The following is a 19,824-nucleotide window of genomic DNA, read 5'->3' as shown; positions in this document are numbered from 1 at the left end:
TTTTTTTAACATCGGTTTTTCTTGGTACACAACTTAATTAAGCCTTTAACCATTTATCAGCCTTAGCTTGATCTAATACAGTCAACTCAACCGTAGTCAAAGCAACTTCACCACCTTGCAACTCAAATTGTAAAAACTCATCACGGCGGAATGCATAAAGTGTAAATTGACCTTGATGTTTTGCATATTGGCTTAAAAGTTTTTCAGACGCTTTTAAACCATCAATCGCAATGATCACATCATTGGCAGATAAACCCGCTTTTGCGCCAACACCATCACGACGCGCTTGCTGAATGATGACACCCTCAGCTTTTTCAGCAACTTTCAAACCAAATGGAAGTGCTTTTTCATTTTGCAAGCCATAGCTCAAACCAAATTCAGGGAACAATTGATCCAGTGGTAATTCATCTGTGGTATTAATCAAATGATTAATCTGTTCGATCCAATTATCACCCGTCAGTTCATTACACAATTCAACAATCGTACGCTCATTGACTTGCATACCCTTTTGGGTATTTTCATACAAACGGCGCATTAATGCATCCAGACTAGAACCACGTAAACGTAGACCTAAATCTAAACTGAGTGCCACCAAACACCCCTTATTGTAATAACTGGTTCCAGCATTATTTGAGTTTTCATCCTGACGATAAAATTTAATCCAAGCATCAAAACTAGACTCTGAAACAGATTGAATAAAACGTCCTGGATTCTGTAGATAACGATCAATTTGCCCTTTTAGCAACTTTAAATAAGATGCTTGAGAAATCACACCACTGCGATACAGAATCAAATCATCATAATAAGAGGTGAAACCTTCAAAAATCCATAGCAGTGAGGTATAGCCTTCCTGATCCAAGTCATAATTTGCAAAATTTTCAGGACGGATAAATTTAACCAACCACGAGTGAAAATATTCATGGCTACACAACCCAAGGAAGCGTTGATAATCCGCTGAGGGCTCTACAGGTTCATTTGCTTTAGGAAGATCATCACGTGGCGAAATCAGACTGGTACTATTCGGATGCTCTAAACCACCATAACTATTGCCGGTTGCCATGGTCATAAAAGTATAGTTTTCAAAAGGTGCTGAACCAAACATTGAAATTTCTGTACTACAGATTTTTTCAAGATCTTGCTTCATACGCTCTGCATTGATTGTATGCTGACCAGAAATCACAAATTCATGTGGAATCCCATTCGCTTCAAAACTAAAACGAGTTTGTTCTGCCAATTCAAATGGCGCATCAATCAATTGTGCATAATTGTTGGCTTTTAAGGTGTAGCGCCCTTTCACCAAACTTCTTGACTCTAAACCTGTGGCAATTTGAAAATGCTTTAATTCTTCAGGTAAAAATACTTCAACTTCGATTGCTGAATCTTCTTGGTCTTGTAACCCTAGACAGACACAAGCAGGATTGACATATAAACGGGTTTGATCGACATACGCGCCACGTACCGAAAGATCATAGGCGTAAACATCATATTCAACAGTAATCAGTTCATGGTCTGTGTTATATAAACGCCATTTATTTTTTTCAAACTTATTAATTTGCAGCTGACGACCTGCTTCATCATAAGCTTTCACAGATTCGATATGTTTAGAAAATTCACGGATCAAATAGCTACCAGGAATCCATGTAGGAAGTGACAAAACTTGGGTAGGGTTCGCCAGAAAGCGCAATGTGACATGGATGAGGTGCTGACGGTAATCGTCAAATTCAATCTGATAATGCAACATAAATATATATTCGAAAATAGACAGTGAGAAATTACCAATTAGATTAGCATTTTTTTACAAAGTCAGGCGATTTTAGTCGCAATTGTCTACGATTCTGACTAGCGAAGAGTGCAAAAAAGGCATAGCATTCGCAAAGTTTATGCACTCTCGCCATAGGATTGGCTTAAAGGTAAATCTGTTGAAAATTCTTGCTTCTTTTATCGCAATAACGGGCTTGGTTTGCTCCACGTTTGTTAATGCCGCTTTACTTAATATTAATCCGCAATCTGTTGAAGCTGAAGCTTGGACAATATTAGATACGCAATCAGGTCAAACCATTGCTGAATATAATAGTCATGTACAGCGTGCGCCAGCATCCATGACCAAAATGATGGTCGCTTATATTGCGTTGAAAGAACTCAAAGCGGGTCATATCAAAAAAGAAGAGATTATTACTGCAACCCCTGTGGTTCAGATCGTGCAATGGGATGAATCCCAAATGTACCTAAAGCAAGGTGAGCAAATCTCAATCGACCAACTTCTTGCTGGATTGATTGTGATGTCTGCCAATGATGCAGCAGTAACACTGGCAGAACGTATCTCAGGTAGCGTACCTGCATTTGTTGCTCGTATGAATCAAGAAGCACAAGCATTGGGAATGAAGGATACTCATTTTGCCAACCCTCCCGGTATTACCATGCCTGATCATTTTTCGTCAGCTCATGATATGGCGATCTTAGGTCAAGCAGTAACATCACAAACCCCTGAATATATGCATTATTCAGTGATGCCAAGTTTTAGTTATAATCAACATTTTCATCATGCTACCAACCTTGTTTTAAAGTCTGATCCAAGTGTAGATGGTCTAAAAACAGGTTTTACCAAAGCAGCCGGCTATAACTTAGCACTGACAGCGCATCGTCCTTCTGCCATTACAGAGTCTCCTGATCGTCGTTTAATTGTGGTGGTGATGGGTGCAAAAAGTGCAATTAAACGCGCGGAAATTGCACATAAACTGTTAAACTTGGGCTATGCCTATACCCGTGATGAAGTCGCAATTAAAGACAAACAGCTGATTGCTGAGCTTCCTGTAGTTAAATCCACCTTGAAAATGTTTAAGGTTGAAGCAAAAAAACCTCAACTTATAACCACATCGTTATATAACGATGCGACACCAATTGATTTAGCGACTTTTGATGTTGTAAATAGCCGTATTATGAAAACTGAAGCAAATGGTCTATTGGCAACAGTTGAACCGCTTACAACAACTCAAACCCATTTGAATGTTGAACTCAATGAGACATCACTTACCGCACCTTTAGAAAAGATCATGCATTTGGCAAAAGTGAATGTTTATCAAAACAATCAACTGATTCAAAGTTTTGATATTGAAGATGAAGTGCATATCGAACAAGCCTCTTGGTTTGAACGCTTAATGGAATGGATCAAGTCAATTTTTGGAATTTAATTAAAACCAACCAATTTACTTAGATTTATTATATTTATGTAACCTGTAATACAAAAAAAACCTAAACAATTAAATAGAATGGCATATTTATGCCATTCTATTTTCATAACAACAATTTAGGTTTTCTATGTCAAATCTACATCATATCGTGATTGTTGGTGGTGGCGCTGGTGGTTTAGAACTGGTGACTCAACTCGGTGATACGCTTGGAAAGAGTAAAAAAGCCAAAATCACCCTTGTTGACCAAAAACTCACCCATATCTGGAAACCATTGCTGCATGAAATTGCGGCTGGCACCATGAACCCAAGTGATGAAGAAACCAATTATTATGCGCATGCAGCCAAACATCACTATGAATTTGTCTTGGGGCGTTTTGAACATTTAGATCGTGATAACAAAACCATCGAGCTCAGCAAAACCCAAACCAGTAAATATGAATCTAATCAAGAGAAAATCACACTGCATTATGATACCTTAATTCTGGCCGTCGGCTCAGTCTCCAATGACTTTAATACGCCCGGGGTTAAAGAATTTTGCCATTATCTCGACAGTCGCCAACAAGCGGAAGTCTTCCAGCAGGACTTACTGCACTTGTATTTAGATGCTCAAAATAAAAATATTGATCGTGAATTACACATTGCCGTGATTGGTGCAGGCGCAACAGGTGTTGAACTTTCAGCTGAGTTGGTTCAAGCCAAACAGAACTTTTATAAATATGGTTTAAATAAAATTAACCCAAACAATGTCAAAATTACTTTGGTTGAAGGCGCTGATCGTATCTTACCTGCACTTTCTGAAAAAATGGCAGAGCATGCCACACAGCAATTACAACGAATGAAAATAGATGTATTAACGGGCAAACGTGTTGAAAAAGTAGATGCTGAAAAAGTCTATTTTAGTGATGGCACATCTGTAGAAGCACAATTAAAAGTTTGGGCAGCAGGGATAAAAACCCCTAAAGTAATTGCCAATTTAGCAGGCTTTGAAAAAGATCGTATGGGGCGTTTAAACGTATACGCAACCTTACAGACTCAGGCTGATCCAAACATTTTTGCCTTTGGTGATTGCGCCCACTGTATCTTAGATGCAAGAGAAGCACCACTTGGTCCACGTGCACAAGTCGCAAGTCAACAAGCTTCGTTTCTTGTAGATGCAATGAATGCACGTATCAAAGGGCGACCACAGCCAATGTTCCAGTTCGCAGACAAAGGCTCACTGGTATCACTTAGTGAAAATAAAGCGGTCGGTGAGCTACTTGGTCAGGTCAATGTTCAGGGCTTCGTGGCAAAATCGATGTATGTGTCTTTATATCGTATTCATCAAGCGACGATATATGGCTATGCTCATGCAGGCTTGTTAACGGCTAAAGATTTTGTTACACGAAAAATCGCGCCAAAAATAAAATTGCATTGAAATTTAAATTTTTGCCCATATTTATGAAAAAATGGTCAAAATACAGATGAAAATGCAATTTTTTAGTAATTTTAGTCTACAAAAATTGCTTTTCACTTTATGATGTAGCCTTAAAATTATCGATTACCCAATGGATCAATAACATGACTGCTATTGCAAATAACAACGTGGTTTCTTTCCACTATACGCTGACTAACGCTGAGGGTGAAACTCTCGATAAATCACAAGGTGAACCACTTGCATATTTACATGGCGCAGGTAACATCATTCCGGGTTTAGAAAAAGCTTTAGAAGGTAAAACTGTAGGTGACAAATTTACAGTCACTATTCCAGCTGCTGAAGGTTATGGCGAATACAACCCTGACCTCGTTCAAGAAGTTCCTGCTCAAATGTTCCAAGGTGTTGAGAACATTGAAGCTGGTATGCAGTTCCAAGCTCAAACTGATGATGGTGTTCAAATCGTTACTGTTAAAGCAATCGAAGGCGACAACATCATCGTTGATGCTAACTTCCCATTAGCTGGCCAAGATCTTACTTTTGAAGTTGAAATTGCAGAAGTTCGTGATGCATCTCCAGAAGAATTAGAGCACGGTCATGTACACGGTGCAGGTGGTCATCACCACTAAGATCTGATTGATCTGATCGAAAAGGCAAAGTTTTTACTTTGCCTTTTTTATATGTATCCGTTTAAATTGATTAAAATCTAGTGCAATTGAGTCTATTCTGATAAATCCTATGCAAAAACAACTTCTTTGGTTCCGTCAAGACTTGCGTATACAAGATCATACTGCCCTATGGCATGCGGCACAAAGTGGCCCTGTGATTACACTTGTGATTCTTTCACCTGAACAATGGCAGATGCATGACGATGCACCAATTAAGCTTGATTTCTATTTACGTCAAATTAAAGCCATCCAGCAAGAACTTGCTTCCATTCAAATTCCGCTAATTATTTGCAACATCCCCTTATGGGAAAACATTCCAACCGAGATCAATCAACTGTGCCAAAAACTGGAAATTGAAAATGTACATGCCAATATCGAGTGCGGTGTCAATGAGTTAAATCGAGATTTTCAAGTTCAAACACAACTGAATCAAAGTAAGCGTGATTTGATTTTATATCATGATCGCACGCTGTTCCCTGTGGGTTCAATTCGAAATAAATCCAATCAACCCTATCAAGTTTTTGGCCCATTTAAAAAATATTGCTATGAACAACTGAGTATTTCAATCCCGCAATGCTTCCCTATTCCTGAGACTCAAGCCTTAAATGATACAATAGACGTAGGCAAGTTGAATAACAATAGCCTGCCAACTTTGGCCGAGCTTGGTTTTAAATTCGATCCGAATCAGATCAACAAGCAGTGGCAAATTGGCGAACAATATGCTTTGTATGTCTTGGATGAATTTATTGAAAACAAAGTCCGTCATTATCAACTCGAGCGTGATTTCCCCCAAATTGAAGCTACCAGCCAGCTTTCAGCCTATTTAAATATAGGCATCCTTTCAATTCGACAGTGTTTCAATGCCCTCTTTCGAGCACAATTTGGACATTTTTTTATTGATCATATTGGTCAACAAACATGGCTCGATGAGCTGCTTTGGCGTGAGTTTTATCAGCATATCCTGTTTGATTTCCCTCGTGTGTCAAAGCACTTGCCCTTTAAAATGCCAACACAGCAGCTACAATGGCGCAATGCTCCAAATGATTTAAGCGCTTGGCAAACTGGTCAGACAGGGATTCCTATCGTCGATGCAGGTATGCGCCAGTTACTTTACACAGGCTGGATGCATAATCGGATCCGCATGGTTGTCGCCATGTTTCTCACCAAGAACCTATTGATTGATTGGCGTTTAGGTGAGCAATGGTTTATGCAACACCTTATTGATGGGGATTTGGCTGCCAATAACGGAGGATGGCAATGGTGTGCATCCACAGGAACAGATTCCGTACCTTATTTCCGTATTTTTAACCCTATCAGCCAATCGCAGAAATTTGACGCACAAGGTGATTACATTCGAAAATGGGTTCCAGAACTTGCACATTTAGACGCAAAAACCATTCATGAACCTTATGCAAAAAATCCCAATATAGAGCTCAACTATCCAAAGCCAATTGTGGATTTAAAGCAAAGTCGTATTCGAGCAATTGAAGCTTTTAAGCAGATTTAAAGTCACACTTAAAAGCGTTCTCAATGGTTTGATTAAATCGCTTGCTGATACAATTTAAACGGGTTTTGAGGATGGTTTTTTGGGCGTTCAATCGATTCAAAATAGCAGTAATATTTAAAGATGCGATCCAAAGAAACATAAAGCACTTTTTGTTCTGAAACTGACCAAATTTGTGCGTGATTAGAACCTGATAAGGTACTTCCACTCAATTGGAACAGATAAAAATCTTGTGTACGTTGAACTGGTTTTTGAGTAGCTTGCGTGTCTGAACTTGATGAAACCTGACTGGATGAATTTAATAATCGACATGGTGTATTAATCAGCCATTTTTCACTAAACCATAGTTGCAACAGATCGCCCAAATACAGTTTTTTTTCAGTAAATGGCCAAACATCTAAATAGGCTTGTTCAACTTGGATAAAATATTGTTCAGAATCTTGCAAGATTGAAAGGTAGTTTTCTTGATAAAATAAGAAGTTTTCAAAAATTTGAGAAATAGTAAGCGTATTCATTCGCTGTCTCCTATTTAGCCATTTAGTGCTGGCAAGTTGGTTTTAAATCCACACTGTTTAAGTCAAACTTAAACACTCTTTATGGTTTTAATCTAACAAGACCGTTTCACTATTGCAACTGTAAGAATCAATTTTTTTAATTTATCGATAGATTGCTCAAATAAAAACCATACAGTGTACAAATGAAGAAAAGATGACAGGAAAGGCTTGACCCATAAAGATATATCCTTATAATCGCATTCAGATTCTCCAATAGCTCAGTCGGTAGAGCGACGGACTGTTAATCCGCAGGTCCCTGGTTCGAGCCCAGGTTGGAGAGCCAAATTCTAAAAGCCCACTTTCATAAGTGGGCTTTTTTTATTTCAGAACTCGACACCGGGTGTAACAAATAGACAAGTTTTATGTGCTACTTTCATTTCTAAAAACGACATATAGCCAACCTGTCAAAAAACCCATGCACAAGAATATAAGTTCTCTCAATTCGTATTTTCATTTAAATTATTTACAGAACAACCTTAAAGCCAATCAGCTTAGCCTCACGAATGAACAAATTCTACAACTTGATCAACTTTTTGCACCTGATCAGATACAGGATGAACGTTATCCAAATACAGGCTGGACAGGTATCGAAACTGCCTAAAGCAACAATTTCATCTGATTTTATTAAAGAGTACAACGAAATAGACCAAAGCAATGCTTTGGTCTATTTTTTAATTCAGCTTTTAATCAGATGATAGTTAAGCTGGCACACCACTATGAAAACGGAAGGTCTTATCAGGCGTTAAAATCAAATCCTTCTCTACTTCACGAATCAATTCGATACGTTGCTCAATATCCTCTTCTGGATCTTTTAATTTGGCAGTTTTAGCAACATCTAAAGCCAAAGCTAAATAGTCCTCATAGTGACGAGATTCAGATTTCAACAAGTAACGGTAATATCGACCCAGCTCGTCATCCACCAATGGTGCTAAAGCATAAAATCGTTCACAAGAACGTGCTTCAACAAACGCCCCAATCACCAAAATATCAATCAAAGCTTCTGGTTCATAAGTACGAATTTCCTTACGCAAACCACCTGCGTAGCGACCTGCACTCAGACCTTTCCATTCTTGACCACGCTTGCTCATAAACTCTAACACTTGTTCATAATGCAACATTTCTTCACGAACAAGTTGTGCTAATTTGATCTGCAAATCGGTAAAAAAACTGTAACGGAACATCAAGTTCATTGCTGTTCCCGCCGCTTTCTTTTCACAATTCGCATGATCTTGCATGAGCAATGGGAGATTGTTCAATGCCTCATCCAACCATGCCTTTGGCGTTTCACAGCCTAAAAAAGCAATCACAGGTTGCATGAGTTCATCATAATTCATATTCGACATGATCAATATTCAACAACGTAAATCAAAAATTAAATTAACCAGCTGCATGAAGTGCGGCCTTCATGTCCTTCACTGCTTGCTCCAAACCGACGAAAACACTTTCAGCGATAATCGAATGTCCAATATTGAGTTCATGAATCTGTGGAATTGCAGCAATTGCAGCCACATTGTCCAAATTCAAACCATGACCAGCATTGACGACCAAACCTTTAGATGCTGCGTACTCTGTACCTTTAATAATTCTTTCTAGTTCAATCTGTTGAGCTTCAGCATTTTTAGCGTCTGCATAAGCACCTGTATGCAATTCGATGGTTGGTGCACCACAAGCAATAGCAGCATCAATTTGCGCAAGATCAGCATCAATAAATAAAGATACATCACAACCAATCGCAGTTAATGCCTGAGTCGCGGCTTTCACATCTTCAAAATGTCCAAGCACATCTAAACCACCTTCTGTCGTGATTTCTTGACGTTTCTCTGGCACAAAACAAACATGATGTGGTTGAATCTCTTTTGCAAATGCAACCATTTCATCTGTTACAGCGATTTCCAAGTTCATTCTTGTGGTCAATACAGGTCGCATACGGCGCACATCATCATCTTGAATATGACGACGATCTTCACGTAAGTGTAAAGTGATCCCTTCCGCCCCTGCTTGTTCACAAATTAATGCAGCTTTCACAGGATCAGGATAAGTTGTTCCACGTGCTTGTCTGAGTGTCGCAACATGGTCAATGTTTACACCTAGCAATGCAGCCATAACATTCTCCTAATTCACCAATAAAATAAAATTAACGGCTCAAGGTTTTAGATTGAGCGTTTTGAACCCAAAGCTGACGACTTTTTAATGGTCGATCACCTAAAAGTGAAGTAATCATTTGTCGATAGAGTTTAGCCAATAATTGTAACTGTTCTGGGCTAAAATCCCTACCCTTTTCATAATTTGCCATACTTAGAATTTGTTGCCCCAGCAACGTCCCAGACGAAGTATATGACACTGGTGTAAAGCCTTCCGCCAATTGAAATTGATAACGTTGGGTCAGCATAATCTCTTGTTGATTTGAATCATGCTCATAATCCAGTGGATAACCCAATTCTTCTAACAGTGCATGTTCAAACTGGCGTAAAATTTGTCGGAGAAATAAATCTGCTTGTGGATGTTCAGCCAATTTTTGTAAATGCTGTAAGGTTAAATGGTATTGCTGAAATGTTTCAGACATCATTTCTTCAAGCGGACATAAACGAAGTAGCAGTTCATTTAAATAAAAGCCTGAAAAGAAAGCATCCCCATAAAAGAAAATCGGTTGATTGAGTATTTCGAGTTTTGAAAAGTTTTTAAGCTCGGATTTTCCCGACGCTTGTAAAGTAATCGGTTGATATTGGGGTGGTGGGGTTTGTCTAAGAATACCGTCGACACGGCCATGCTCTTGTGTAAATAAGTGCACAATATGACTACGTTCTCTGTATTTTCGATGATGGATTAAATAACCATGCAAGATTTCATTACGCATCTAGCTTGAACTTAATCATCCTTTTCTTTTTTCTTATCATCGTCATCATCCCCGTCAGGGATAACAGCGCCTACAACCGCAGCTGTACCTTTAACCACGCCTTTTGTGGTTTTATACGCAACTTTGACGGGAACTGTCACAATTTTAGTGATACAGCCTTGTAACATGACTATGCAAGCAAGAATTGCTATAACTCGAATCATTTCAGTTCCCAAAAAGTCAATTAAATATCGCTGTAGCCTAAACTTTTTAAAGCACGTTCGTCATCAGACCAACCGCCTTTAACTTTCACCCAAAGTGTTAGCATGATTTTTTGCTCAAACATTTTTTCCATGTCAACACGAGCATCCATACCAATTTTCTTCAGCTTAGCACCTTTTTCACCGATCACGATGGCTTTTTGGCCAGGGCGATCAACAAAAATTGTGGCATCAATATAAGTACATGCTGCTTTAGGACGACCAGTTTTTTCATTCACTGTTGCTTCTTCTGTTTTAAATGATTCAATTTGAACCGTTAAATCATACGGAAGTTCTTCGCCCAACTGACGCATAATTTTCTCACGAATGATTTCACTGGCAAGAAAACGTTCTGAACGGTCAGTTAACTGTTCTAAAGAATACAATGGTGGCTGAAATGGCAGATACTTTTCAATCGCTTCACGCAAATGATCTAAGTTTGCACCACGTAAGGCAGAAACAGGAACAATTTCAGCAAAATTCATCAACTTCGCACGTTCTTGAATCAACGGTAAAATCATACGCTTATTTTCTAAAGTATCGATTTTGTTGATAATCAAAACGACTGGCATTTCTGCATTTTGTAGTTTCTCTAAAACTAAGTCATCATTTGGCGTCCATTTCTGGGCATCTAAAACAAATAGAACCAAATTGACATCGCGTAAGGCAGAATGTGCAGCTTTGTTCATCATTTTATTAATCGCACGCACTTCTTTCTTGTGCATCCCTGGTGTATCAACAAATACAGCCTGAGACTTTTCACGACTATCAATACCAATGATTTTATGGCGTGTCGTTTGTGGCTTACGTGAAGTAATTGACAACTTTTGACCCAATAAATGGTTCATCAATGTCGATTTACCCACATTTGGACGTCCTACAATTGCAACAAATCCACTTCGATAATCCGAAGGGATTTCTGTACCTTGCGAGCTAAAAAATTGATTAATTAACTCATTACCGTTTTCAGACGGCTCGTGATCAGCATCATTGTGATCGGAATGTGTACTCATGCAGTTTACTGCTCCAATATCTTTAAAAAATCCGCCGCGACTGCTTGTTCTGCAAAACGGCGACTTGATCCCTCACCCATCATTTTAGGCAAGCCATCTACTGTACATTCTACTTTAAAATGCTGGTTAGGTGCATCACCCTGAATATCTACGACCTCATAAACTGGGAGATGCTTTTTACGAGCTTGTAGATATTCTTGTAAACGTGATTTTGGATCTTTGAGTTGATCTGTCGGTTCGATATGGTCTAAATAGGGTTCATACCATTTTAAAACAATCGATTCCAATAAAGGCAAATCTCGTGTTTCGGTATAAATCGCGCCAATAATTGCTTCAACAGTATCCGCTAATATTGACTCACGATGATGACCGCCTGATTTCAATTCACCTGTACTTAAAATTAAACTTTGACTTAACTTTAAATCATTTGCAATTTTACCCAGTGCTTCTTGGCGTACCAAAGTTGCACGCATACGCGTCAAACGTCCTTCATTTTCATGAGGATATGCATGATATAAGTAATTTGCGATGATCATACCCAACAATGCATCACCTAAAAACTCTAGGCGCTCATAGTTATATTTATGACTCACCGAGCGATGAGTCAGTGCGAGTTGTAATAACTCGTATTGTTTAAACTGGTAACCGATTCTACTCTGTAAGCGAGGATCACTTACTTTCAACTGACCTTTGATCAAAACTCTTCTCGAAAGTGAGGACTAAATCTATATTCAGCATGAAATTTTTCCGTACTTCATATTTTTTAGTCACTTGTAAACCATCTTTAGTTGATACAGTCGCAATATCCTCAAATTTAGTATCTCGGATATTGTTCATTTCTAACCGTTTATCAACTTCTGTTGCAAATTTCATTGGCGTGATATCAGTAGAGCTTTTATTTATTTGCTCTACAATTTGATTGTTAATCACACGATCATCCCAGTATAAGGGCCATACAGCAACTATGATTTTCAACATAAAAGCTAAGGCAATTATCCCCAATAAAATTCCAATATATGAAGCGCCTTGTTGATTTTTACGCATTTTTTTATCCAACAGGTAAGAATGAATAATCTTTAATCGCAATTGAAAATAATCATATAATTGAGTCAAATACTGTGATGCAATTCAACTAATCATTTTCAATTGTTATAAATTTTTTATCCACTGCAACCCCTGGTGTGATAAAAAACTTTTCCGCGCTATTATCCTTGAAACTGCATCAAGTTGCTAGTTTAAATCATTTGTTCTATTTCATTTTTCTTATAAATCAAGGCAACTTGATAGCTTTAACAGATAAAAATAAAGGTCAACATAAATTGACCTTTATTTGATTTTGTAAATTGTAGTCGATTAGTTAATAGCACCATTGCGACTAAATGAAGGAATTTTAAAACCAGGTTCCTTATGCATCCATACATATATTGCATGACCCGTTAAATTTTCTTCAGGTACAAAGCCCCAAAAACGACTGTCTGCACTTTGGTCACGGTTATCACCCATGGCAAAATATTGACCTTTTGGAACAGTGACTTCCCAGCTTTGACCATTGGATTTTACAAAGCGATCATTTGCTGTTGCTACATATGGTAGGTCTTGTTTCTTCTGTGCATAATTAAATGCTGAAACCAACGTGTTTTGGCCTTCCAACAGACGGACTAAATGCTTATGTGTACCCATCGTTTCATAATAGTAGATTGACTTAGGCGTATCTAAAATATCTTTTTCACGACTAAACTCAGTAGGTACTTGCTCAACATTTTTGCCATTGATTGTGAGTTGACCATTATTGAATTCAAGATGGTCACCTGGTAAACCAATAATACGCTTGATGTAGCTAATTTTAGGGTTTTCTGGATAACGGAAAACAGCAACATCACCACGTTGTGGCTCACCAATATCAATAATCTTGGTATTGGTAATCGGTAAACGTACCCCATACTGGAATTTGTTCACCAAAATATAATCACCCGTCTCTAAAGTGGGTACCATAGAATCAGAAGGAATATTAAACGGTTCAAATAAGAATGAACGCAATACCAAAACCACTGCTAGAACAGGCCAGAAATCATATGCCCATGAAATAATGACATTTTCATTCCCCTTACCTTTGGTTGCACGTTGTTTCAGTACAAACTTATCCAGTAACCATAGCCCAAAAAATATAAGCGTTGCAGGAACGAGAATTAAATTAAAATCAAAATCCATGAGCAATAAGACCTCTAGTTTTTATCTTTCTACTTTTAACACAGCAAGGAACGCTTCTTGTGGGATTTCAACACTACCCACTTGCTTCATGCGTTTCTTACCTTCTTTTTGTTTCGATAACAGTTTCTTCTTACGAGAAACGTCACCACCATAACATTTAGCCAATACGTTTTTACGCATCGCTTTAACTGTTGAACGTGCAATGATTTGTGCACCAATTGCAGCTTGAATCGCTACATCAAACATTTGACGCGGAATCAAATCTTTCATTTTTTCAACTAAAGCAATACCACGGTGACGCGCATCATTACGATGACAAATCATTGCCAAAGCATCAACCTTATCACCATTAATTAACACATCAACCTTAACTAGAGATGAACTCTCAAAACGCACGAAATTGTAATCCAGTGAAGCAAAACCACGTGAGCAAGATTTCAATTTATCAAAGAAATCCATAACCACTTCTGCCATTGGAATTTCAAAGGTAATAGATACTTGATTACCCAAGAATTTCATATCTTTTTGCACACCACGGCGCTCGATACATAAAGTCATGACATTACCCAAGTATTCTTGAGGCACTAAGATATGACATTCAGCAATCGGCTCGCGTAAATCTTCAACCGTTGAACCATCAGGCATTTTAGATGGGCTATCGATATAAATCGTTTCGCCATTTTTCATCAATGCTTCATAAATTACGGTTGGCGCAGAGCTAATTAAGTCTAAATCATACTCACGCTCTAGACGTTCTTGTACAATTTCCATGTGTAGCATTCCCAAGAAGCCACAACGGAAGCCAAAACCTAAAGCATCGGAGCTTTCGGGTTCAAAGAACAACGCAGAATCGTTAATCTGTAACTTATGTAGTGCTTCACGGAATGGTTCAAAATCACTAGCATCAATTGGGAATAAACCCGCATAAACCTGTGGTTTTACCTTTTTGAAACCCGGTAAAGTCGCAACATCAGGAGTCGTTGCCAAAGTAATCGTATCACCAACAGGCGCACCAAAAATATCTTTGATCCCAGCGATGATGAAGCCAACTTCACCCGCTTCTAAAATACCGGTATCGGTATGTTTTGGATTAAAAATACCAACTGAAGTGATAATGTGCGATTGACCTGTTGATTTCATCAACATTTTATCACCTTTACGCACACGACCTTGCTTGATACGAACAAGTGATACAACACCTAAATAGTTATCAAACCAAGAGTCAATAATTAAGGCTTGTAAAGGTGCATCACGGTCACCTTGCGGTGCGGGAATAATGTCAACCAATGTCTCTAAAACAGACTCTACACCTAGACCTGTTTTTGCTGAACATGTTGGTGCATGTGTTGCTTCAATACCGATAATTTCTTCGATTTCATGAATAACTCGTTCAGGTTCTGCTTGTGGCAAATCGATTTTATTCAGGACGGGTAATACTTCTAGACCCTGCTCAATTGCGGTATAGCAGTTTGCAACAGATTGCGCCTCAACCCCTTGTGCAGCATCGACAACCAACAACGCACCTTCACAAGCCGCAAGTGAGCGCGATACTTCATAAGAGAAATCCACATGCCCAGGTGTATCAATAAAGTTTAATTGATACTCTTGCCCATTTGGATGGGTATAATACAAGGTTACAGAAGCCGCTTTAATGGTAATCCCACGTTCACGCTCAAGCTCCATAGAGTCAAGGACTTGAGCCTGCATTTCACGGTCTTGCAATCCACCACACATTTGAATGAAACGGTCTGCAAGTGTCGATTTACCGTGGTCGATATGAGCGATAATGGAAAAATTACGTATATTGTTGATATTAACGGATTTCTTAGCTACTGCCATACACTACTCTAAAAATATGTACACGATCATGTACTCAATATCAAAAGTACTTATGACGTGCAAAAAATGAAATATCTTAATTGCTGCACAGTATAAGCAGAACAGGGTCAAAAATATAGTGAGGCTTTGATAAATTCAGATACTATTAATTAAATAGTAAAAACCGTCATTACAAAACAACTAAAATTATTTCCCCCATTTAGATTCATCCCAAAGCCACCAATAAGATGACGCGTTGCAGATGAAGATAATACCTCCTAATTAAGATAGTTCGCGAAGTAGTTGCTCCAAATCATATTCGCCAGTTTTTGTTTGAGCACCTCCCTGCAAACCGCCACGTATTCGTTTTTCAGCAGCAGGAAGCGCAAATAGACCTGCCCATTCCTGATGCTCTCGCAACAAACCCTCTCTCAAATCCGCTGGTTTAACGACTTTCTTTGCAGCGGAAATAACACCTTCTGGCAAAGCAGCAATATTGTTGGCTAGACGGCGAACAAATGCACCCAACTCGTTTGCAGGAAGTGCACGGTTCACCCACCCATATTTTTCGGCCAGCAGCGCATCAATGAGATCCGCACCAAGTATTACTTCTAACGCACGTCCCCGCGTCATTCGCTGTGAAAGATATTGAGTGGCACCGCCACCGGGAATAATACCCATCAATGCCTCACATTGAGCGAGTCCTGCACGACCAATGGCGGCGAATGTCATATCCACTGCCGCCACGAATTCAGCACCACCACCCCGCGCCAGACCTTCGAGTTTGACAATTGTCACTTGCGGTTGTGCCCGAATCATCTCTCCCAAAGCCTGAAATGGGCTCAAGCCATCAGGAGCATTCTTGGCTATCTCATCGAAAGCATGCGGCTCATCAATCAGTGTCATGTCTACATGAGCTATAAAAAACTCTGGATCAGCACTTTGGAAAACGATTACGCGAGTTTGTGGATCATCACGCACCTGAGTGAGAAAACTTTGGATATCGCTCATCACAGCAACATCCAACACATTGACTGGCGGATTATTGATTGTAACAGTAGCCACACCACCATCATGCTCAATGTGAAGTGTAGAATAAGTGGAAATATTCATAATGTACCCTGATTTAGCTGTATATAATCATGGTATCTTATGTATACTAGGTGTCAATTACGCACCTTAAGCATCCTAAGTATGTTGGAGCATACCAATGAACCTTGACCTAGATCCAGTCTACCGTGCCGACTGTCCTAGCCGCGCTATTCTCGATCAAATCGCAGACAAATGGTCAATGCTGGTCTTGATTGTCTTACATGAACCACGTCGCTTCAACGCCATTAAGCGTCGCCTCGAAGGTATTACCCAGCGCGTATTGACACAGACACTTCGTAAGTTAGAGCGCAATGGTATGGTGACACGCACTGTCATAGACGGTAAAACCCTAGGTGTAGAATATGCTTTGACACCACTAGGTAAGTCACTCAAACTACCTTTTAACGCGCTCTACGACTGGACTGTAGAGAATATGGAAAGCATTCAGGCTTGCCAATCTCTCTATGATGAGTGTGATGATGTAATTGGCTCGAATTTCACGAAGGAGTCACCCGTTACTCCAAAATAAAATACGTGGGAGATGGCTACAAACAGTGTCTGAGCTTGGCTTACTTAATTTATCCCGCTTTCCTTTAGACATTAAAAAACCACTCAAATTAAACTATTGATTATTATATATTATCCTGAGATATGCATATAAAAAACCTACATATCTATAGACGTTTTTAGAATTATTGATTTGATAAACAATAATACTCAATACTTTTTACATCAGATTCAATCAACAATCCCTTGCTAATCAGCATAATTCTAGAAACGATTGTGACATTATTTGGTTGATTAGGATTGATTTTCTTCAAATTATTATTAAATACTTTAACGAACCTAATTATACAAATTGAGATCAACTATTTTAAATTGACTATTGACTGCACCGAGTTGTAAAAATGGTTAATCTAATTCGCTTTAAGTTTTTAATTCAGAACAAAGTAAGAAATTTAATATTAAAAGTAAATAGATATTTACTCTGTAGTATGGCTATTTAATATTTCTACCAACAGTTTAGAACGCAATTAATACAAGAACGCAAATATCGAAGCAGATTTATGCATGCCGATTTATTTAAGTTTTATAATTCTACTTCGATATATAAATAGCAACTGATTAACTCTAAACTTTAAATTTTTTATTGTGTTTAAACTATCGAGCTTAAATCAAAAGGATCTACTTCAGGATCAACTGGTTGATAGGCTTGAATAAAAGTTGGAGACATCCGTTTTGGACGCCCTGAAGCGATTTCTATACATGCCCATTTGGTATTACCAGTAAAGAGTAAGCTAAAATCTTTAGCATTAAAAAAAGCGTATTGACGAAAAGAATAAAGTGCATTGATCTCATATAGCCAAGTTCTCAGAATAATATCATCATTCAACATCGCTGCTTTGCGATACTGAACATGATGTTCTACTGCAACCATTGCATGTTTCATTTCTAAGTATTGATCTAAGCCAACACCTAATGTTTCGATATGTGCAGAGGCAACATCCTGCATCCATTGTACATACACCACATTATTTACATGACCTAAGAGATCTATATGCTCTGGTTTTACTTTGATTTTTAAATCAAATACTGAACTCATCTCATCATTCCTTTTGCACTTTTAAATCATCTGCATAAGTTTGACATAAAAAAGCCACTCTTTGAGTGGCTGATTCTGATCAGTTGTATTTATTGAATACGTAATCCAATCATAGCATGTTGTCCTTCACGAACAATCGCTACACGTGCTACCGTATTTTTCTGTAGCTCAGACACTGCATCAACAAAATCATTTGGTGTATTTACTTTCTTGTTATTTACTTGTGTGATTACATCACCAGGTAAAATCCGTGACTGTGCAGCTAAGCCGCCTCTGGTCACATCTTGAATAAACACGCCACCTTTAACATTTAAACGATTCTTTTCTTGTTCAGTTAACGCACGAATCGCAACACCGATGATAGGTCCTTTATTTGGCTTAGCTGAAGTGTTAGTGTTATCAACTTTTGCAGGTGTATCATCAGGTGCAACGGTTAAAGTTGCTGTAATCACTCTCGGTTTATCATCGCGTAAAATTTCGAGCTTAACAGATTGATTTGGCTGAGTACGATTCAAATAGTTCAATAATTCTGAAGTACGTGAAATTGGTGATCCATTATATTTTAGGATCACATCGCCTGATTTAAAGCCCGCTTTTTCTGCAGGTGAATTTGGCGCAACTTGTGTAATCAGTGAACCTTCTGGTTTATCTAATTTATAGGCTTCAGCTAAGTTTCGATCGATATCTTGTAACATTACACCAAGATAAGAACGGGTAACCTTACCATTCTTTTTCAACTGATCAACAACATCCATTGCAACATCAATTGGAATAGAAAATGACAAGCCCATATAACCGCCAGTACCACTAAAGATACGTGAGTTTACACCGACAACCTGACCTTGTTGGTTAAATAATGGACCACCTGAGTTTCCTGGATTTAACGCGACATCAGTTTGGATAAATGGTACCGATGTTTCACCCATCATATTGCGTGACTTAGCACTGACTATCCCTGCTGATGCTGAATAATCAAAACCAAATGGTGATCCAATTGCAAGAACAGGTTGCCCTACTTTAAGTTGATCTACATTACCCACAGATAATGATGGGAAATTATTTCCTTCAACTTTAAGCAAAGCGACATCAGTACGTTCGTCACTACCCACCACTTTTGCATCAATTTCACGGCGATCGTTCAGCATAATTGTTACTTTAGATGCATCTTCAACCACATGGTGATTTGTCAGTAAATAACCATCTTTACTAATAAAGAATGCACTACCATACGCGGTCTTTTCTTGTGGCGCACGTTGTTGTGGAATAATGATTTGATTACCAAAGAAACGCTTTAAAATTTCAGGGACTTGCTGTTGTAACAACTCTTCCTGAGATAATTTTTTAACAACATTAACACTAACAACAGCTGGACTGACTTGTTCAACCAAGTTAGAAAAATCCACAGGCGTTGAAGCTTGAACTTGTGATGTTGCCGCAGCGACAGTAAATACTGCTGCATACATTCCTTTTTGCATTAGACCATTACTCATTTCTCACGAACCTGTATCTGATGATGATTGCTTAAAAATATTTGTAACATATTATTTAATATAAATACGTAAAAATATGTTTACATTTTTTTATAAAACAAGACTTTACTTAATTTTATCTTAAAAGCCTTAGAATATCTTATTTATACTAAAATCTGACACATGTGACTATTGTAATTTGT

Annotated in this window: 20 protein-coding genes and 1 tRNA gene; 7 read left to right on the top strand and 14 right to left on the bottom strand. The window is 38.4% G+C overall.

All coding sequences use genetic code 11. The annotated features are described in order from the left end of the window. Window positions 1-37: 37 nt before the first annotated feature. The gene (locus tag AC2G3J_RS05835) at window positions 38-1,741 is read right to left on the bottom strand and encodes a M61 family metallopeptidase (protein WP_419327182.1); all 1,704 of its coding nucleotides are present in this window, start codon (window positions 1,739-1,741) and stop codon (window positions 38-40) included. Between the two features lie 178 nt (window positions 1,742-1,919). On the opposite strand from AC2G3J_RS05835, the gene AC2G3J_RS05830 reads away from it, so the two are divergent. The 4 genes from AC2G3J_RS05830 to AC2G3J_RS05815 all read left to right on the top strand — a co-directional run bounded on the left by AC2G3J_RS05830 (window position 1,920) and on the right by AC2G3J_RS05815 (window position 6,774). Then, a complete protein-coding gene (locus AC2G3J_RS05830) occupies window positions 1,920-3,188 on the top strand; it encodes a D-alanyl-D-alanine carboxypeptidase PBP6B (RefSeq protein WP_419820188.1) in 1,269 nt (422 codons plus the stop codon). A gap of 127 nt (window positions 3,189-3,315) precedes the next feature. Then, on the top strand, window positions 3,316-4,602 hold the full coding sequence (locus AC2G3J_RS05825) for an NAD(P)/FAD-dependent oxidoreductase (RefSeq protein ID WP_336951721.1): 1,287 nt from the start codon (window positions 3,316-3,318) through the stop codon (window positions 4,600-4,602). 143 nt (window positions 4,603-4,745) lie between these two features. Then, window positions 4,746-5,228, top strand: coding sequence for an FKBP-type peptidyl-prolyl cis-trans isomerase (locus AC2G3J_RS05820; protein WP_004717066.1), 483 nt, complete (start codon window positions 4,746-4,748; stop codon window positions 5,226-5,228). Between the two features lie 109 nt (window positions 5,229-5,337). Then, window positions 5,338-6,774: a cryptochrome/photolyase family protein gene (locus AC2G3J_RS05815; protein WP_483770788.1), complete on the top strand. Its 1,437-nt coding sequence runs from the start codon at window positions 5,338-5,340 to the stop codon at window positions 6,772-6,774. 32 nt (window positions 6,775-6,806) lie between these two features. Here AC2G3J_RS05815 and AC2G3J_RS05810 read toward each other — a convergent pair whose 3' ends face one another. Further along, window positions 6,807-7,286, bottom strand: a complete 480-nt coding sequence (locus AC2G3J_RS05810; RefSeq protein WP_419327179.1) for a hypothetical protein — start codon at window positions 7,284-7,286, stop codon at window positions 6,807-6,809. 246 nt (window positions 7,287-7,532) lie between these two features. On the opposite strand from AC2G3J_RS05810, the gene AC2G3J_RS05805 reads away from it, so the two are divergent. After that, window positions 7,533-7,608, top strand: a tRNA-Asn gene (locus AC2G3J_RS05805). Window positions 7,609-7,740: 132 nt separating this feature from the next. Continuing rightward, window positions 7,741-7,926, top strand: a complete 186-nt coding sequence (locus tag AC2G3J_RS05800; RefSeq protein WP_419359456.1) for a hypothetical protein — start codon at window positions 7,741-7,743, stop codon at window positions 7,924-7,926. A 97-nt stretch (window positions 7,927-8,023) separates the two neighbouring features. On the opposite strand, the gene AC2G3J_RS05795 is transcribed toward AC2G3J_RS05800, so the two are convergent. The 10 genes from AC2G3J_RS05795 to AC2G3J_RS05750 all read right to left on the bottom strand — a co-directional run bounded on the left by AC2G3J_RS05795 (window position 8,024) and on the right by AC2G3J_RS05750 (window position 16,570). Further along, window positions 8,024-8,668 carry a MiaE family protein gene (locus AC2G3J_RS05795; RefSeq protein WP_336951728.1) on the bottom strand — a complete coding sequence of 215 codons (645 nt, stop codon included), beginning with the start codon at window positions 8,666-8,668 and terminating at the stop codon, window positions 8,024-8,026. A gap of 34 nt (window positions 8,669-8,702) precedes the next feature. Further along, window positions 8,703-9,428, bottom strand: coding sequence for a pyridoxine 5'-phosphate synthase (gene pdxJ / locus AC2G3J_RS05790; protein ID WP_336951730.1), 726 nt, complete (start codon window positions 9,426-9,428; stop codon window positions 8,703-8,705). Window positions 9,429-9,459: 31 nt separating this feature from the next. Then, entirely contained in the window at window positions 9,460-10,179 is a 720-nt protein-coding gene (gene recO / locus AC2G3J_RS05785; protein ID WP_336951731.1) for a DNA repair protein RecO, read from the bottom strand. Between the two features lie 11 nt (window positions 10,180-10,190). Beyond that, the gene (locus AC2G3J_RS05780) at window positions 10,191-10,382 is read right to left on the bottom strand and encodes an NF038104 family lipoprotein (protein WP_336951733.1); all 192 of its coding nucleotides are present in this window, start codon (window positions 10,380-10,382) and stop codon (window positions 10,191-10,193) included. A 20-nt stretch (window positions 10,383-10,402) separates the two neighbouring features. Beyond that, entirely contained in the window at window positions 10,403-11,431 is a 1,029-nt protein-coding gene (era, locus tag AC2G3J_RS05775) for a GTPase Era (RefSeq protein ID WP_004823128.1), read from the bottom strand. Between the two features lie 5 nt (window positions 11,432-11,436). Beyond that, the gene (rnc, locus tag AC2G3J_RS05770) at window positions 11,437-12,129 is read right to left on the bottom strand and encodes a ribonuclease III (protein WP_004717088.1); all 693 of its coding nucleotides are present in this window, start codon (window positions 12,127-12,129) and stop codon (window positions 11,437-11,439) included. After that, on the bottom strand, window positions 12,101-12,475 hold the full coding sequence (locus AC2G3J_RS05765) for a DUF4845 domain-containing protein (protein ID WP_336951736.1): 375 nt from the start codon (window positions 12,473-12,475) through the stop codon (window positions 12,101-12,103). Before AC2G3J_RS05765 ends, rnc begins: the two co-directional genes overlap by 29 nt. Before the next feature lie 309 nt (window positions 12,476-12,784). Beyond that, window positions 12,785-13,639, bottom strand: a complete 855-nt coding sequence (gene lepB, locus AC2G3J_RS05760; protein ID WP_336951737.1) for a signal peptidase I — start codon at window positions 13,637-13,639, stop codon at window positions 12,785-12,787. Window positions 13,640-13,660: 21 nt separating this feature from the next. Continuing rightward, a complete protein-coding gene (gene lepA / locus AC2G3J_RS05755) occupies window positions 13,661-15,478 on the bottom strand; it encodes a translation elongation factor 4 (RefSeq protein WP_004717093.1) in 1,818 nt (605 codons plus the stop codon). A gap of 261 nt (window positions 15,479-15,739) precedes the next feature. After that, window positions 15,740-16,570 carry an enoyl-CoA hydratase/isomerase family protein gene (locus AC2G3J_RS05750; protein ID WP_483770787.1) on the bottom strand — a complete coding sequence of 277 codons (831 nt, stop codon included), beginning with the start codon at window positions 16,568-16,570 and terminating at the stop codon, window positions 15,740-15,742. A gap of 97 nt (window positions 16,571-16,667) precedes the next feature. Here AC2G3J_RS05750 and AC2G3J_RS05745 point away from each other — a divergent pair, with 97 nt between their 5' ends. Next, window positions 16,668-17,078 carry a winged helix-turn-helix transcriptional regulator gene (locus AC2G3J_RS05745; protein WP_483770786.1) on the top strand — a complete coding sequence of 137 codons (411 nt, stop codon included), beginning with the start codon at window positions 16,668-16,670 and terminating at the stop codon, window positions 17,076-17,078. A gap of 627 nt (window positions 17,079-17,705) precedes the next feature. On the opposite strand, the gene AC2G3J_RS05740 is transcribed toward AC2G3J_RS05745, so the two are convergent. Both AC2G3J_RS05740 and AC2G3J_RS05735 read right to left on the bottom strand, forming a co-directional pair. Further along, window positions 17,706-18,152 carry an acyl-CoA thioesterase gene (locus AC2G3J_RS05740; RefSeq protein WP_483770785.1) on the bottom strand — a complete coding sequence of 149 codons (447 nt, stop codon included), beginning with the start codon at window positions 18,150-18,152 and terminating at the stop codon, window positions 17,706-17,708. An 89-nt stretch (window positions 18,153-18,241) separates the two neighbouring features. Further along, window positions 18,242-19,642, bottom strand: a complete 1,401-nt coding sequence (locus AC2G3J_RS05735; RefSeq protein ID WP_336951742.1) for a Do family serine endopeptidase — start codon at window positions 19,640-19,642, stop codon at window positions 18,242-18,244. Window positions 19,643-19,824 lie beyond the last annotated feature (182 nt).

Source organism: Acinetobacter legionensis (assembly GCF_057165765.1).
This window is presented reverse-complemented; position numbering and strand designations above follow the sequence as displayed.